Source organism: Dickeya sp. CFBP 2040 (assembly GCF_012273755.1).
Lineage (GTDB): Bacteria > Pseudomonadota > Gammaproteobacteria > Enterobacterales > Enterobacteriaceae > Dickeya > Dickeya poaceiphila.
The window spans coordinates 46,900-63,549 of sequence record NZ_JAAVXH010000020.1 but is presented as its reverse complement, the minus strand read 5'-3'; the positions used below and the strand labels follow the sequence as shown (position 1 = coordinate 63,549).

Here is a 16,650-nt window from a genome sequence, read left to right as displayed (position 1 = left end):
TTTAGTTAATAAGCGAAAGTTAATTTTATTTCTGTGACTATTGTATGCCTACATAGATGTGTCAGGAGTAATTCAGAATGTGTTGGGTTGAGAAAATATTAAAGTAAGCAGTCTAACCAAAATCGTGCTTATTATTTTGAGTGAGGTTGCTTGCCGTTAAATATCCAGACAAGCAACCCGATGAGATAATTCAATTAAAAAGTGAGGTATAGCCGCCACTGACGGCATCAGCAATCGCATCGGTTAATTGCGCTAATGCCAGCGGTTCAATAATAAAAGGCGGCATCAGGTAGATAAGCGTGCCGAATGGTCGAATCCAGACCCCGCGTTCGACAAAAAATCGCTGCAGATTCGCCATATTGACCGGTCGATGGGTTTCCACAACGCCGATAGCGCCCAGTACCCGCACATCGGCAACTGCCGGCGCATCCCTGAGTGGTAGCAGCGCCTGACGCAGTTGCCCTTCGATGGCCGTTACTTGTGCCTGCCAGCGGTTTTCCGCCAGTAATGCCAGGCTGGCGAGAGCTACGGCGCAGGCCAGCGGGTTGCCCATAAACGTAGGGCCGTGCATAAAGCACCCGGCCTCGCCGTTGCTGATGGTTTCCGCTACTGCACGGGTGGTCAGCGTGGCGGAAAGCGTCATGTAACCACCGGTCAGCGCCTTGCCAAGACATAGCACATCCGGCGTCACCCCGGCGTGCTCGCAGGCCAACAGACGCCCTGTGCGGCCAAACCCGGTGGCGATTTCGTCGGCGATCAGCAACATGCCGTACTGATCGCATAACTGGCGGACCTGGCGCAGATACTCAGGATGATAAAATCGCATCCCGCCTGCACCTTGCACGATTGGCTCCAGGATCACGGCGGCGATCTCATGCGGGTATTGTTGCAGCAGCGTGCTGAACGATGAGATATCTTCCTGCTGCCATGGCTGGTCAAAACCGCAGCGCGGGGCGGCGGCAAACAGATGGGGCGGTAGATACCCCTGATAGAGGCTGTGCATCGAATTTTCCGGGTCACATACCGACATGGCGCCCAAGGTATCGCCATGATAACCGTGCCGCAGCGTCAGGAAGCGCTGGCGGCGCTCCCCGCGTGCCTGCCAGTATTGCAACGCCATCTTCATCGCCACTTCCACTGCCACCGAACCGGAATCCGCCAGAAACACGCACTCCAGCGCTGCCGGGGTGATCGCTATTAACTCACGGCACAGCGCCACCGCTGCCGGATGGGTGATGCCGCCGAACATCACGTGAGACATCTGCGTCATCTGGTCCGTCAGCGCCTGATTCAGCCGTGGATGATTGTAACCATGAATCGCAGCCCACCAGGACGACATACCATCCACCAGTTGACGGCCATCAGTCAACTGTAACTGGCAGCCGCTGGCGGCGATTACCGGGTAACACGGCAGGGGGCTGGTCATGGAGGTGTAAGGGTGCCAGATATGGCGCTGGTCGAAGTTCAGGTCATCCTGATTCATACTGTTGTCAACCAATTTGATATCAATTTGGTTGACAGTATACCCGCATAAATTACACTGACGAGACTTTTTTAGCCGGAGCGATGATGATGACTAAACGCATAAACTGGACACTGGAGCAGGCTCAGTCCCTGTTCGATAAGCCTTTTATGGAACTGATGTTTGAAGCGCAACAGGTGCATCGCCAGCACTTTGATCCTCGTCAGGTGCAGGTCAGCACGCTGTTATCCATCAAAACCGGCGCCTGTCCGGAAGACTGCAAATATTGTCCGCAAAGCGCGCGTTATCGCACCGGCATTGAAACTGAACGGCTGATGCAGGTTGAGCAGGTACTGGAATCCGCTCGTCAGGCTAAAGCGGCGGGTTCGACCCGTTTTTGCATGGGTGCGGCATGGAAAAACCCACATGAGCGCGACATGCCGTATCTGGAGTCGATGGTGCGCGGCGTGAAAGCGATGGGCATGGAAACCTGCATGACGCTGGGTACGCTGCACGACGATCAGGCTGAACGGCTGGCGGCAGCCGGGCTTGATTTCTACAACCACAATCTGGACACCTCGCCGGAATTTTACGGCAACATCATCACCACCCGCACTTATCAGGAGCGGCTGGATACGCTGGATAAAGTGCGTGACGCGGGTATCAAAGTGTGTTCCGGCGGGATTGTCGGTCTGGGGGAAACGGTGCGTGATCGCGCCGGTCTGCTGGTGCAACTGGCAAACCTGCCGACGCCGCCGGAGAGCGTGCCTCTCAACATGCTGGTCAAAGTGAAGGGGACGCCGCTGGCGGAAAACGACGATGTGGACCCGTTCGATTTTATCCGCACCATCGCGGTGGCGCGCATCATGATGCCGACGTCTTATGTGCGGCTATCCGCCGGACGTGAACAGATGAGCGAGCAGACGCAAGCGATGTGTTTTATGGCTGGCGCTAATTCCATCTTCTACGGTTGCAAGCTGCTGACTACGCCCAATCCCAAAGAAGATAAAGACCTGTTGCTGTTTCGCAAACTGGGGCTTAACCCGCAGCAAACCCAAACTGAATACGGCGATAACCAGCAACAGCAGCATCTGACTGAGCAATTGCTGCATACCGATACTGAGCAATATTACAACGCGGCGGTATAAATGAGCTGGCAGCAACGGATCGATCAGGCGCTGGCGCAGCGGCAGGCGCAGGATGCCTACCGGGTACGTCTGCCGAATAATGGTGGCGGCGGTCGCTGGCTGGTGCGCGAGCAACGGCGTTACCTCAATTTTTCCTGCAATGACTATCTGGGGTTGAGCCAGCACCCGGCAATCGTGCGTGCCTGGCAGCAAGGGGCGGAGCGCTTTGGCGTGGGCAGTGGTGGTTCCGGCCATGTAACCGGGTATACCACCGCGCATGAACAGTTGGAGCAACAGCTGGCGAACTGGTTGGGTTATGACCGGGCGCTATTGATGATTTCCGGATTTGCGGCGAATCAGGCGGTGGTGACGACGCTGCTGGCGGAAGGTGATAGCATTCTGGCGGATCGCCTTAGTCATGCCTCGCTGCTGGAAGCCGCCAGCCTGTCACCCGCCACGCTGCGCCGGTTTCACCATAATCAACCGGAATCACTGCAACAACTGCTGGAAAAACCAGTTAACGGCCAGACGCTGGTGGTCACCGAAGGCGTATTCAGCATGGATGGTGACACCGCACCGCTGGCGGCGTTACATCAACGCTGCCGCGATCACGGTGCCTGGCTGATGGTGGATGATGCCCACGGCATCGGCACCGTGGGGGAACAAGGGCGCGGTTGTTGTAGCCAGCAAGCAGTAAAACCCGAATTGCTGATTGTCACGTTCGGCAAAGCGTTTGGCGTCAGCGGCGCGGCAATCTTATGTAGCCAGTCGGTGGCGGAGTATCTGTTGCAGTTTGCTCGTCATCTGATTTACAGCACCGCCATGCCGCCGGCACAAGCCTGTGCGCTGGAAGCGGCACTGACGATCATACGCGGTGATGACGGCGAAACCCGGCGTGACGCACTGGCGCAGACCGTTCGCCGTTTCCGCGATGGCGCTGCCGAATTGCCGTTTCGTCTGCTGGCATCGACGAGCGCCATTCAGCCGCTCATCGTCGGTGATAACGGCTGGTCGCTGGAGCTGGCGCAGCGATTACGGGCTAAGGGGCTGTGGGTCAATGCCATTCGGCCACCCACCGTGCCGCCGGGTACCGCCCGCCTGCGCATTACCCTGACTGCCAGCCATCAGCCAGAAGATATCGACCGATTACTGGAGGTGCTGTATGACGCAGGCTGACCACGGTGGAGTATCGCATTCCCACCATAAACTGGCGATTGCCCACGCCTTTGGTCGGGCCGCCTCGCAATATGACCGCTTTGCCGCCTTGCAGCGTGAAAGCGGCGAACATCTGATGGCGCTGATTGGCGATCATAGTGGCAGAGAACTGCTGGATGCCGGTTGCGGCACCGGTTATTTCAGCGCTCGCTGGCAGGCGTGCGGCAAACGGGTGACGGCGCTGGATCTCTCGACGGAGATGCTGGCAATGGCGCGTCAGCGACGGGCGGCAACGCACTATCTTCATGGCGATATTGAGCGCCTGCCGTTGGCGAATGGCAGCGTAGATATCAGTTTCAGCAACATGGCGATGCAATGGTGTGATGATTTTGCCGCCGGAGTGGCCGAGTTTTATCGGGTCACCCGATCAGGGGGTGTGATTGCCTTCTGCACGCTGGCGCAGGGCACATTGGCTGAACTGGATGCCGCCTGGCGGCAACTGGACGGTTCCCGACGTATTAACCGTTTTCTGTCGCTGGAGGCGATTATTTCTGTTTGCGGTGATTACCGTGCTGATATTTCGCTGGCGCCAATAACCTGCTATTTCCCTGATGTACTGAGCCTGATGCGTTCGGTCAAAGGCGTTGGCGCCACCTGGCTGCGCGATGGGCGTGAACACAACGGACTGGTTCGTCGGCAACTGAGCGCGTTGGCTGGGCATTACTGCCGTCATCCGCAAGGCTATCCCCTGACATATCAACGCGTTTTTGGAGTGATTTACCGTGACTGAACGTTGGTTTGTGACCGGGACCGATACTGACGTGGGCAAGACCGTCGCCAGCGTAGCGCTGTTGCAGGCTGCCCGCCGTGCTGGATTCCATACTGCCGGTTATAAACCGGTGGCGTCCGGCTGTGATATAACCCCGCACGGTATCCGCAATAGCGATGCGTTGCAGTTACAGGCCAACAGCACGGTGACATTGCCGTATGAAGCGGTGAACCCACTGGCTTTTCTGGAACCGACGTCACCTCATATCGTCAGTGCCGAGGAGCACCGGCCAATTGCGTTTTCAACCCTCAGTAACGGCCTGCGCAATCTGGAACGCCAGGCCAATTGGGTACTGGTGGAGGGCGCAGGCGGCTGGTTTACGCCGCTTTGCGGGCGGCAAACCTTCGCCGACTGGGTACAGGAAGAAGCGTTGCCGGTGATTCTGGTCGTCGGTGTCAAACTGGGGTGCATTAATCACGCCATGCTAACGGCAAAAGCAGTGCAGCACGCCGGTTTACGGCTGGCGGGATGGATAGCCAACGTGATTCAGCCGCCTGGCCGTTATCATGATACCTATTTGCAGACGCTGCGAGATAGCATACCGGCCCCGCTACTGGGGGAAATCCCTTATCTGGCCATGCCGTTTCAGCAGAATATCGGTGATTACTTAAACATCACTTTACTAAGGCGTTAACGAGTTTGAGTGAATGTTGTGTGAGTTGTGGTTTTATGCCGTTTCCTAATTGAAATTGATAGAAAAAACCATCTTGAAAACGGCTGACTATCCCTGGGAGTCAGCCGTTTTTCTTTTTGCTAAGTCTGTGTCATTTAGCACTTTTTTTTATAACAACCAGCGGGTCAAACATGGAAATTTTGTTTAAAAGCCGCTTGTACCATCGCCGATGGGGAAAGGTGGTGAAAGACGCTAATACAGGAAGCACGGGCGCTTGTGGGAGTTATCCACTATTTCTGTGGATAACTGTGTGTATTAGGGTTAGAAAAAACGCGCCAGCCAAGAGCTGGCGCGGGTTGCGCCGGGTTTGGCGCTAATCTCTGCTTTTTTTAAAATTCATTAAAAATCAATTTGTTAATTAAAATCAAGTCACTTTTATTGCGGCAAGGCCTGTTTGAATAAATCACCGGCACTGGTCGTAGCAGATAATTTGAGAAACAGCATTTCTGGGGATAAATGTGCGATTTTTTTCTGGATTAATTACACCAGGTTGTGCTAGCCAACAGAACGCTATCGTTGTGCTGCCAATGGTTAAGAATTGCTTGATGCTGTTTTTATATCCAGTAATATGAGGCTGGCAAATCTGACCGGGGATTTTCATACTAAGCTGAGTCTCTCCCTGTCAATGGCGACGCTGGCCGACTCAGGCTGACGTTGGCGTGATTCCAACCGTTTTTTATCCGGGTGTCTTGCTCATGAGTAAAGCGTTCAAACTGCATTCTGCCTTCAAACCTGCCGGCGACCAGCCTGAAGCGATACGTCGTCTGAAAGAGGGGTTGGAGGATGGGCTGGCGCACCAGACGTTGCTGGGGGTAACAGGGTCCGGCAAGACCTTCACTATCGCCAACGTGATTGCCGACCTCAATCGCCCGACTATGGTGCTGGCGCCCAATAAAACGCTGGCGGCACAGTTGTATGGCGAGATGAAGGCGTTTTTCCCGGAGAATGCGGTGGAGTATTTCGTCTCTTACTACGACTACTACCAGCCTGAAGCCTACGTGCCGAGTTCTGATACCTTCATCGAGAAGGATGCGTCGGTTAACGAACATATCGAGCAGATGCGGTTGTCCGCCACTAAAGCGTTGCTGGAGCGGCGCGACGTAGTCGTGGTGGCGTCGGTCTCCGCCATTTACGGCCTGGGTGATCCGGATCTTTATCTTAAAATGATGCTGCACCTGACGCAGGGCATGTTGATTGACCAACGCGCGATTTTACGGCGACTGGCGGAATTGCAGTATTCCCGCAACGATCAGGCATTTGGACGCGGTACTTTCCGGGTTCGCGGTGAGGTCATCGATATTTTCCCGGCGGAATCTGAAGATATCGCCCTGCGGGTGGAATTGTTTGACGAAGAAGTGGAACGGTTGTCGCTGTTCGACCCGCTCACCGGCCACATTGTGCAGGCGGTGCCGCGCTACACTATTTACCCCAAAACGCACTATGTGACGCCACGCGAACGTATCCTGCAGGCGATGGAAGACATCAAGGTCGAGCTGGCTGAGCGCCGTCAGGTACTGCTCGCCGGCAATAAATTGCTGGAAGAACAGCGGCTGTCGCAACGCACTACGTTTGATCTGGAGATGATGAATGAGCTGGGCTATTGCTCCGGCATTGAAAACTACTCACGCTTTTTGTCTGGCCGAGGACCAGGCGAGCCGCCGCCGACGCTGTTTGACTACCTGCCGGCTGACGGTCTGCTGGTGATCGACGAGTCCCACGTCACCATTCCGCAGTTGGGCGGAATGTACCGCGGCGACCGGGCGCGCAAGGAAACGCTGGTGGAGTATGGATTTCGTCTGCCGTCGGCGCTGGATAACCGGCCAATGAAATTTGAAGAATTTGAAGCGCTGGCGCCGCAGACGATTTATGTCTCGGCGACGCCGGGCAATTATGAACTGGAGAAATCCGGCGGCGAAGTGATTGATCAGGTGGTGAGGCCGACCGGCCTGCTGGACCCGGAACTGGAAGTACGCCCGGTGACCACCCAGGTGGACGACTTGCTCTCAGAAATCCGCAAGCGTTCCGCCATCAACGAGCGTGTGCTGGTCACCACCCTGACCAAGCGCATGGCGGAAGACCTGACCGAATATCTGGAAGAGCACGGCGAGCGGGTACGATACCTGCACTCGGATATCGATACCGTAGAGCGGGTGGAGATCATCCGTGATTTGCGGCTGGGCGAATTCGATGTGCTGGTGGGCATCAACCTGCTGCGTGAAGGGCTGGACATGCCGGAAGTGTCGCTGGTGGCGATTCTGGATGCGGATAAAGAAGGCTTCCTGCGCTCTGAACGGTCGCTGATTCAGACCATCGGTCGGGCGGCGCGTAACCTCAACGGTAAGGCGATTTTGTACGCCGACAGGATTACGCCGTCGATGGAGCGCGCCATCAATGAAACCCAACGTCGCCGGGAGAAGCAACAGGCATACAATGAGCAACATGGCATTGTACCGCAGGGCCTGAACAAGAAGATTGGCGACATTTTGCAGATTGGTCAGCCTGTCAACGGTAAGGGCAAAGGGCGCGGCAAGAAAGCGGCGGAACCGACGGCCCGGTATCAACAACTGTCGCCGAAAGCGCTGGACCAGAAAATCCGAGAACTGGAAAGCCAGATGCTGGCCCATGCACAGAATCTGGAGTTCGAGGAAGCCGCCCGCCTGCGCGACGAAATCCACGCGCTGCGCGAGCAGTTTATTGCGGCGTCCTGACGTTAGTTTTAGTCCGGGGATATTTTATTGAGATTGTTTTTCGCGTGAAAAACTGCGCTGAGGTGAGCATCGACGCCGGGTGAGCGGCATGGATGCCGCGAAAGTCTGCGCCGCGTTGGACAAAAACGCGAAAAGCGTTTTTGAACAGCGTTTACGCTGGCCCGCAGGGCGAGCCACAGCATGTGGCGAGTAATCGCGTCGCAGGCGGCCCGAATAGCGGCGATGAACGCCGAAGGCACCGCGTAGCGGCGCAGTTTAGCCTATCAGCCAGTGGTCAAGGAGAGGCGGCGTGTGAGCCTCTCCTTTTCGTGCGCAATTTATTGTTTAATAAGGAATATGAAAGTTTGTCGCGCACGAAATTTTACTCTATCTCAATATAAATCCATTTAAGCTGGACACAGCCCCAGCGCTTGTACCGCCTGTTCCAGCGCTGCGCACAATAATACGCGATCATGGTGATGCGGCACGTCCTGTGCCCCCAGCGGTTGGCGGATAATCAGGCGATCATTCACGCCGCTGGTGTCCGTTTGGGGGGCTACGACCATGGCGTCAATGATACGCCCGTCAATTTTTCTTTCGAGAAGCTGTAGTTTCTGCGCCAGTGTCAGGCGAGTGGCTATCTGGCTTTGCTCGCCGCCCAGATTACCGATGTACACCACAGGCGCATGAGCATCGCGCAGCGATTGAGCCAGATCGGCAAGCAGCAACGGGGGGAGCAGGCTGGTGAGAAAACTGCCGGGGCCGATCAGTATCAAATCTGCTTCGGCAATGGCTGTCAGGGCTTCCTGTGTCGCAGGCGCAGTTGGGTAGATCATCAGATCCTGTGGCAGGGTGGCCAGTTGATCCACCGCGACTTCGCCATAGACCAGATTACCTTGTGTATCAACCGCCATCAGGTCCACTGGCTGTTCCGACATCGGAATCAGCCGTGCATCCACGTTAAGCAGATTGCGTATCAGGTTGATGGCTTCCAGCGGACGCACGCTGAGATGATCCATGGCTTTGAGCATCAAATTGCCAAGGTTGTGGCCCGACAACTCACCGTTACCGTTAAAACGGTATTCGAACATGGCCGACGCTACGCTGGGGGTGGTGATCAACTGATTAAGGCAGTTACGGGTGTCGCCCCAGGCAATGCCGCCTTCCGAGCGGCGAATGCGTCCGGTAGAACCGCCATTGTCGGTGGTGGTGACGATACCGGTCAGCCGCGAGCCGAGAAAGGAGAGCGATGACATCACGCGCCCCAGTCCATGGCCGCCACCCAGTGCGACCACGCTACCCAGCTCCGCCAACGTGCGATTACCCATAGATGCCCTTATATTCCGGTTGTCCACCCTAAAAAAGTAGCGGTTATATACCACACCTTTCATTAAAACAGCATAAATACCAGCAGAAAATTTCAATGCCTCTTGACTACCGGTCACTGCATGTATGCCCTGTACGCCCAATGCATCGTAGTCGGATGTGGGAAAATCTGGTGTCAGGTGGAATTTTTGGTGATGGTGCAGAATGCATCGCTTAATTGCCAGTAACTCATTGCCAGTAACAAGAAACCGATTTTTGAAAATATGCCTGGGTTATAGGGTAGGTAATTATCTACGGTATGCATTATCTGCATTTCACGCCCGCCGGTTATCCTGTGGCGTTACCTCCATAGGAGTAGGGGATATGCGGCATCCTATGACGCAGGTCAGAAAAATTGATCGCATTTCCGCTATGCTGAGCGTGAAAATAGTGAATGAAATCCGCTGTATACAAGATTATATACCGCATTTTTCAATGACGGATAGCTTGATTTGGCGATAAACTTCATGAAGTAATCACGGTTGCCCGGCGTCAGTGTCATCATGCCGGGAAATCAAACTCCTAGCCTTGGAACCTACGTTCGTGTATCAGCGCGAATAGGGTTCTCTGGCCGTGACCTGTGGGTCACCAGGGTGCAGGGTAGAAATGCCCGCATCTCCCGTACTTGGAAAGGTGTTTATGGTGAGTCAACTGACCGATGCGTTTGCGCGCAAGTTTTACTATTTGCGCCTGTCGATAACGGATGTCTGCAATTTCCGCTGTACTTATTGTCTGCCGGATGGCTATCAGCCCAATGGTGCGACCCCCCATCGCTTTCTGTCGTTAAGTGAAATCCGCCGTATTGGCCGGGCGTTTGCCGAACTGGGCACGGAAAAGGTGCGCCTGACTGGCGGCGAGCCGTCCTTGCGCCGGGATTTTGTCGATATTATTGCCGCTATTCGTGAAAACCCGGCCATCCGTACGCTGGCCGTCACCACTAACGGTTACCGGCTGGCGCGGGATGTGGCGAGCTGGCGAGAGGCCGGGCTGACGGCGCTTAACGTCAGCGTCGATAGCCTGGATGCCCGTCAGTTTCATGCCATTACCGGGCAGGATAAATTTCGTCAGGTGATGGACGGCATCGATGCCGCGTTCGCTAACGGATTCCAGCGGGTGAAAGTCAATACGGTGCTGATGCGCGATGTTAATGACAGCAGCCTGCACGCCTTTCTTGAGTGGATTCGCACCCGGTCTATCCAATTGCGCTTTATTGAACTGATGGAAACCGGCGAAGGACGGGAGATGTTCCGCCGCCATCATGTTTCCGGGCAGGTGATTCGCGAGCGTCTGTTGCAGCAAGGGTGGCAGCAGCAGATGCGGGAGCGCAGCGACGGCCCGGCTCAGGTGTTCTCGCACCCGGATTATCAGGGTGAGGTGGGGTTGATCATGCCGTATGAAAAAGACTTTTGTCAGAGCTGTAATCGGCTGCGGGTTTCGGCCATCGGCAATCTGCATCTATGTTTGTTTGGTGAGCAGGGTATTCCGCTGCGCGATTTGCTGACGGATGACGAACAACTGGACGCGCTGAAATTGCGTATTTCCGGCGGTCTTGGCAGCAAGCGGCAGTCGCATTTTCTGCATGACGGCAACAGCGGCATTACCCCGAATCTTTCCTTTATCGGCGGCTGAGTGGCCGCGTAATACGGTATTACGGCAACCGTTACGGAGTGTTTATGAGCAAGGTCAGCAGCGAATTTATTCCTTTGCAGGTGGCGGTGATGACCATATCGTCCCGTCGTACTGCCGCCGACGATACGTCTGGCGATTATCTGCGTGAAGCATTGCAGCATGATGGACATCATCTGGCGGACAGCGCGATTGTCAGTGAAAACCTGTATCACATCCGTGCACAGGTTTCCGCCTGGATAGCCCGCGACGATGTGCAGGTTGTCCTGATCAACGGCGGCACCGGCTTTACGTCAGGCGACCTGGCGCCGGAAGCTATTCGGGTACTGTTCGACCGGGAAATCGAAGGATTTGGCGAACTGTTCCGCATGGTGTCGTACGAAGAGATCGGCACCGCCACCATTCAGTCTCGCGCGATTGCCGGGCTGGCCAATCAGACGGCGATTTTCGCTATGCCGGGGTCAACCAAAGCCTGCCGTACTGCCTGGGAGCGCATTATTCGTGAGCAACTGGATGCGCGCCAGAAACCCTGTAACCTCTATCCTCATTTGAAAAAGTAAGCTGTTATGGCACAACTGACCCACATTAATGCCGCCGGTGAAGCGGCTATGGTGGATGTTTCTGACAAGGCGGAGACGGTGCGTGAAGCCCGTGCCGAAGCTTTTGTGGAAATGACGCCGCAGACTCTGTCGATGATTATCGAAGGGCGACATCACAAGGGCGATGTGTTCGCCACTGCCCGTATCGCCGGTATTCAGGCTGCCAAGCGAACCTGGGAGCTTATTCCGCTATGTCATCCGTTGCTGTTGAGTAAAGTCGCCGTCGAGCTGGAAGCCCAGCCGGAACATAACCGGGTGCGCATTGAATCCCTGTGCCGACTGACCGGCAAAACCGGGGTGGAAATGGAAGCCTTGACTGCTGCCTCGGTAGCCGCGCTGACGATTTACGACATGTGCAAAGCGGTGCAGAAAAATATGGTGATCGGTCCGGTGCGGTTGCTGGCAAAAAGCGGCGGTAAATCCGGCGATTTTACGGCGGAGGCATCATGATTACGGTGTTATTTTTCGCGCAGGTGCGTGAGCTAACCGGCATCGACCGGTTATCACTGCCTGCCGACTATCAGGACGTGGCGTCGTTGCGACAGGCGCTGTGTGAACGTGGCGACCGCTGGGCGCTGGCGCTGGAAGACGGCAAACTGCTGGCGGCGGTCAATCAGTCGCTGGTGGCGATGACGCATCCGTTAACGGATGGCGACGAAGTGGCGTTTTTCCCGCCGGTTACCGGAGGCTGACATGGACACACGCATTCGGGTAGGGCAGGAACCATTCAGCGTAGGCGATGAGTACACCTGGCTGGCAGCCTGCGATACAGACGGCGCAGTGGTGACCTTTACCGGCAAAGTGCGTAATCACAATCTGGGGGATAACGTCAGCGCGCTGACACTGGAGCATTATCCGGGCATGACCGAAAAGGCGCTGGCAGAGATTGTCGATGAGGCACGGCAGCGCTGGCCGATTCAACGCGCAAGTGTTATTCATCGTGTTGGTGCGCTCTACCCCGGTGACGAGATCGTCTTTGTGGGCGTCAGCGCTGCCCACCGTCAGGCGTCGTTTGATGCAGCGCAATTCATTATGGATTACCTCAAAACGCGCGCGCCGTTTTGGAAGCGGGAAGCGACGCCGGATGGCGACCGCTGGGTCGATGCCCGCGACAGCGATCAGCGGGCGGCGCAACGCTGGTCTTAAGCGGTGGTGGCGGTGGATTGATTGCCGCCACTGCATGATTTTTACAGAAATGATTTCATCACCGTAAAAAAAACGATAAAAAGCAGCAAATTATAAAATTTGCATTAACGTAGTGTTAAGAAAATAATTAATAAGAATCATTTTTATTTCTATTTTAATGCAATGATAATGAGCCGGCGGTAATGTCCCGCCTGATTTGCTTTTATTGTCATACAGTTAATTGCCACACAGTTAAAAGGATAATGGTATGAAACGGCGTATAGCTTCTCTGTTCCCCGCCACGTTGCTGGCCTCTTCCCTGATGATGGGATTCTCCTTCGGCGCACAGGCGGAGGATGCGGGTATTGTGATTTACAACGCACAGCACGAAAACCTGGTGAAATCCTGGGTGGATGGTTTTACTCAGGATACTGGTATTAAAGTCACGCTGCGTAATGGCGGTGACAGCGAATTGGGTAACCAACTGGTGCAGGAGGGCAATGCCTCTCCGGCTGACGTGTTTTTAACGGAAAACTCGCCGTCGATGGTGCTGGTGGATAACGCCAATCTGTTCGCGCCGTTGGATGCCGACACCCTGGCGCAGGTGGAGCCGCAGTATCGTCCGTCCCATGGCCGCTGGATTGGTATCGCCGCGCGCTCGACGGTATTTGTCTACAACCCGGAAAAACTGACCGAGGCACAACTGCCAAAATCACTGATGGACCTGGCCAAACCCGAATGGAAGGGGCGTTGGGCGGCTTCTCCGTCTGGTGCTGATTTCCAGGCCATCGTCAGTGCGATGCTGGAGCTGAAAGGCGAGAAAGCGACGCTGGAATGGCTGAAAGCCATGAAAACCAATTTCACCGCGTATAAAGGCAACAGCACGGTGATGAAAGCAGTGAATGCCGGTCAGATCGACAGTGGCGTCATCTACCACTACTACCCGTTTGTCGATGGCGCCAAAACGGGCGAAAACAGTAAAAATGTCCGTCTGTACTACTTCAAACATCAGGATCCGGGGGCGTTTGTCAGCATTTCTGGCGGCGGCGTGCTGGCATCCAGCAAGCATAAAGAGCAGGCTCAGGCATTCATCAAGTGGATCACCGGCAAGAAAGGTCAGGAAGTCCTGCGTACCAACACCGCTTTTGAATACGCGGTGGGCGTGAATGCAGCCTCTAACCCGAAACTGGTGCCGCTGAAAGACCTGCAGGCGCCGAAAGTGGATGCCGCCCAGCTTAACGGCAAGAAAGTGGTTGATCTGATGACCGAAGCAGGTTTGCTGTAATGTGTCAGTGCAGGGCGGGAGTCCAATAAGACAGATGGCTGATGTGGAATTGAAAGTCGCTGGTGTCGGTGTCACCCAACCGGTGCGACCGGGGGCGTGGCCATACCGGATAACGGGCGGCAGTATGGCACTGATAGCCGTGCTGTTGTCGTTGCTGGCGTTATTGCCGCTGGGCTTTGTGGTGGGTATTACTCTCAATACAGGCTGGGAAACGGTAAAAACGCTGGTGTTTCGGCCCCGTGTCGGAGAGTTGTTGCTCAATACCGTATTGCTGGTGGCGGTAACGCTGCCGCTCTGCACATTGTTTGGCGTGGCGCTGGCCTGGCTGACCGAGCGCACAACGCTGCCGGGTCGCCGTGTGTGGTCGTTATTGCTGACTGCGCCGCTGGCGGTGCCGGCGTTTGTCCAGAGTTACGCCTGGATCAGTCTGTTGCCCGGTATGCATGGCCTGGCGGCAGGCGTGTTCCTGTCGGTACTCGCTTATTTCCCGTTTATTTATCTGCCGGCGGCGGCGGTGCTGCGCCGGCTTGATCCCAGCCTGGAAGATGTGGCGACCTCGCTGGGCGCCAAACCCTGGCGCGTTTTTTTTCGCGTGGTGCTGCCGCAGTTGCGGTTGGCGGTATGGGGTGGGTCGTTGCTGATTGCGTTACATTTGCTGGCGGAATACGGCCTGTACGCCATGATCCGCTTCGATACCTTCACCACCGCGATTTTCGAACAGTTTCAGTCTACTTTTAATGGTCTGGCGGCAAATATGCTGGCAGGCGTACTGGTGCTGTGTTGCCTGGGACTGCTGTTACTGGAAGCGTTGACCCGTGGACGGGCGCGCTATGCTCGTGTCGGTTCCGGCAGTGCCCGCAGCCAGACTCCCTGGCGGCTGTCGTCATCGGCGGCGTGGCTTTACATGCTGTTGCCGCTGGCGTTAACCCTGCTGGCGCTGGGGGTGCCGCTGATGACACTCATCCGCTGGCTGTGGCTCGGCGGCATGGAGGTGTGGCGCAATAACGAGTTGTGGCCTGCGCTACGCCAGACATTGTGGCTGGGTGTCAGCGGTGCGGTGCTGGTTACGCTGTGCGCGTTTCCGATGGCCTGGCTGTCGGTGCGTTATCCGTCACGGTTGTATCGCCTGCTGGAAGGCTGTAACTACGTCACCAGCGCGTTGCCGGGCATTGTGGTCGCGCTGGCGCTGGTCACCGTGACCATTCATACCCTGCGGCCACTGTATCAGACTGAATTCACCTTGCTGCTGGCCTATGTGCTGATGTTTATGCCGCGTGCGCTTATCAACCTGCGCGCGGGTATTGCGCAGGCGCCGGTAGAGTTGGAGAACGTCGCGCGTAGTCTGGGCTGTTCGCCAGGCAAAGCGCTGTGGCGCATCACGCTGCGATTGGCCGCGCCGGGCGCCGCAGCCGGCGCGGCGCTGGTGTTTCTCGCCGTTACCAATGAATTGACCGCTACTTTGTTGCTGGCACCCAACGGCACCCGCACGCTGGCGACCGGTTTCTGGGCGCTGACCAGTGAAATCGACTATATGGCGGCTGCGCCTTACGCGCTGATTATGGTGGTGCTGTCGCTTCCACTGACCTGGTTGCTCTATTCTCAATCGAAACGTACGGCAGGTTTATGAATACGCTTGAACTTTATGGCATCGGCAAATCTTTTAACGCCGTTACGGTGCTGGATGGCATCAACTTGCAGGTGGCAGCGGGTAGCCGTACCGCGATTGTCGGTCCCTCCGGTTCTGGTAAAACCACGTTATTGCGCATCATCGCCGGCTTTGAAGCGCCGGATAGCGGTACGGTGCGGCTGCAAACACGGGTTGTGGCGGACGTAAGCCAGTGGGTGCCCGCACATCAGCGCGGCATTGGTTTTGTACCGCAGGATGGCGCACTGTTCCCGCACTTTACCGTGGCGCAGAATATCGGTTTCGGGCTTGAGGGCAGCAAGCAGGATAAGCAGCGGCGCATCGACGAACTGATGGCGATGGTGTCGCTGGACTCACGGCTGGCGGCGTTGTGGCCGCATGAACTGTCCGGCGGTCAGCAACAGCGGGTGGCGCTGGCGCGCGCGTTGTCGCAACGTCCGGCATTAATGCTGCTGGATGAGCCGTTTTCCGCGCTGGATACCGGCCTGCGTGCCGCTACCCGTCAGGCAGTGTCGGCGCTGCTGGAGGAAGCGGGTGTGGCGTCAATTCTGGTCACCCACGATCAGGCTGAAGCGTTGTCGTTCGCCGACCAGGTGGCGGTGATGCGGCAGGGGCGGTTGGTGCAGGTCGGGTCGCCGCAGTCGCTGTATCTGCGTCCGGCGGATGAGGGGATTGCCGCGTTCCTCGGCGATACGCTGGTGTTGCCGGCGCAGCTCAATGGGGGTCGCGCCGCTTGTGTTCTGGGTGATGTGGCGGTGGATGATAATCAGTCTGCCGGCGGGGCGCGCATCATGCTGCGACCAGAGCAGATTCAGATAAGGCTGGCTGAATCATCCGCCACGCCGCAGGCGGTAGTAACGGCCATTGAGTTTGCCGGATTTGTATCCACACTGCGCCTGCGGATGACGAATAGCCAACAGGAGATTGAGCTAAAAAGCGTCAGCCGGGAAGAGATCGTGGTTGGCTGCGGCGTCCATCTGGCGGTAGCAGGGCGAGCGCACCGGCTGGATTAAGCATTCCCCCCCTTCGTAACCTGTGTCCGGCATGATGTCGGGCACAGTGATTCCTTTCG

At 56.2% G+C, this 16,650-nt stretch carries 15 protein-coding genes and 1 riboswitch; of the genes, 13 read left to right on the top strand and 2 right to left on the bottom strand.

Annotation, left to right across the window (positions count from 1 at the left end):
* Positions 1–190: 190 nt before the first annotated feature.
* Positions 191–1,483 carry an adenosylmethionine--8-amino-7-oxononanoate transaminase gene (gene bioA / locus Dpoa2040_RS02465; protein ID WP_168640169.1) on the bottom strand — a complete coding sequence of 431 codons (1,293 nt, stop codon included), beginning with the start codon at positions 1,481–1,483 and terminating at the stop codon, positions 191–193.
* An 89-nt stretch (positions 1,484–1,572) separates the two neighbouring features.
* Between bioA and bioB the strand changes: the two genes are divergently transcribed.
* The 5 genes from bioB (at position 1,573) to uvrB (ending at position 7,954) form a co-directional block, all read left to right on the top strand.
* Positions 1,573–2,610: a biotin synthase BioB gene (bioB, locus tag Dpoa2040_RS02460; RefSeq protein WP_168640168.1), complete on the top strand. Its 1,038-nt coding sequence runs from the start codon at positions 1,573–1,575 to the stop codon at positions 2,608–2,610.
* Positions 2,611–3,765 carry an 8-amino-7-oxononanoate synthase gene (gene bioF, locus Dpoa2040_RS02455; RefSeq protein ID WP_042869968.1) on the top strand — a complete coding sequence of 385 codons (1,155 nt, stop codon included), beginning with the start codon at positions 2,611–2,613 and terminating at the stop codon, positions 3,763–3,765.
* Entirely contained in the window at positions 3,752–4,534 is a 783-nt protein-coding gene (gene bioC, locus Dpoa2040_RS02450) for a malonyl-ACP O-methyltransferase BioC (protein WP_168640167.1), read from the top strand. Before bioF ends, bioC begins: the two co-directional genes overlap by 14 nt.
* Entirely contained in the window at positions 4,527–5,207 is a 681-nt protein-coding gene (gene bioD / locus Dpoa2040_RS02445; protein ID WP_168640166.1) for a dethiobiotin synthase, read from the top strand. Before bioC ends, bioD begins: the two co-directional genes overlap by 8 nt.
* 734 nt (positions 5,208–5,941) lie before the next feature.
* Positions 5,942–7,954, top strand: coding sequence for an excinuclease ABC subunit UvrB (uvrB, locus tag Dpoa2040_RS02440; RefSeq protein WP_168640165.1), 2,013 nt, complete (start codon positions 5,942–5,944; stop codon positions 7,952–7,954).
* A gap of 386 nt (positions 7,955–8,340) precedes the next feature.
* Here uvrB and yvcK read toward each other — a convergent pair whose 3' ends face one another.
* Positions 8,341–9,261 (bottom strand): uridine diphosphate-N-acetylglucosamine-binding protein YvcK, encoded by a 921-nt coding sequence (yvcK, locus tag Dpoa2040_RS02435; protein ID WP_168640164.1) that lies wholly within the window; start codon positions 9,259–9,261, stop codon positions 8,341–8,343.
* A 544-nt stretch (positions 9,262–9,805) separates the two neighbouring features.
* Positions 9,806–9,950: riboswitch (molybdenum cofactor riboswitch) on the top strand.
* Here yvcK and moaA point away from each other — a divergent pair.
* From moaA to Dpoa2040_RS02395, 8 genes are all read left to right on the top strand, one after another.
* Positions 9,938–10,927 (top strand): GTP 3',8-cyclase MoaA, encoded by a 990-nt coding sequence (gene moaA, locus Dpoa2040_RS02430; RefSeq protein WP_168640163.1) that lies wholly within the window; start codon positions 9,938–9,940, stop codon positions 10,925–10,927. (Overlaps the previous riboswitch by 13 nt.)
* A gap of 44 nt (positions 10,928–10,971) precedes the next feature.
* Positions 10,972–11,484, top strand: a complete 513-nt coding sequence (moaB, locus tag Dpoa2040_RS02425; protein WP_168640162.1) for a molybdenum cofactor biosynthesis protein B — start codon at positions 10,972–10,974, stop codon at positions 11,482–11,484.
* A gap of 6 nt (positions 11,485–11,490) precedes the next feature.
* Positions 11,491–11,973 (top strand): cyclic pyranopterin monophosphate synthase MoaC, encoded by a 483-nt coding sequence (gene moaC, locus Dpoa2040_RS02420; protein WP_168640161.1) that lies wholly within the window; start codon positions 11,491–11,493, stop codon positions 11,971–11,973.
* A complete protein-coding gene (gene moaD / locus Dpoa2040_RS02415; RefSeq protein WP_012885131.1) occupies positions 11,970–12,215 on the top strand; it encodes a molybdopterin synthase sulfur carrier subunit in 246 nt (81 codons plus the stop codon). Before moaC ends, moaD begins: the two co-directional genes overlap by 4 nt.
* Position 12,216: 1 nt before the next feature.
* Positions 12,217–12,669, top strand: coding sequence for a molybdopterin synthase catalytic subunit MoaE (gene moaE, locus Dpoa2040_RS02410; RefSeq protein WP_168640160.1), 453 nt, complete (start codon positions 12,217–12,219; stop codon positions 12,667–12,669).
* Positions 12,670–12,916: 247 nt separating this feature from the next.
* Positions 12,917–13,933 carry an iron ABC transporter substrate-binding protein gene (locus Dpoa2040_RS02405; RefSeq protein ID WP_042869996.1) on the top strand — a complete coding sequence of 339 codons (1,017 nt, stop codon included), beginning with the start codon at positions 12,917–12,919 and terminating at the stop codon, positions 13,931–13,933.
* Between the two features lie 124 nt (positions 13,934–14,057).
* On the top strand, positions 14,058–15,560 hold the full coding sequence (locus Dpoa2040_RS02400; protein WP_246867227.1) for an iron ABC transporter permease: 1,503 nt from the start codon (positions 14,058–14,060) through the stop codon (positions 15,558–15,560).
* Positions 15,557–16,591 (top strand): ABC transporter ATP-binding protein, encoded by a 1,035-nt coding sequence (locus Dpoa2040_RS02395; RefSeq protein WP_168640158.1) that lies wholly within the window; start codon positions 15,557–15,559, stop codon positions 16,589–16,591. Before Dpoa2040_RS02400 ends, Dpoa2040_RS02395 begins: the two co-directional genes overlap by 4 nt.
* Positions 16,592–16,650: the final 59 nt, after the last annotated feature.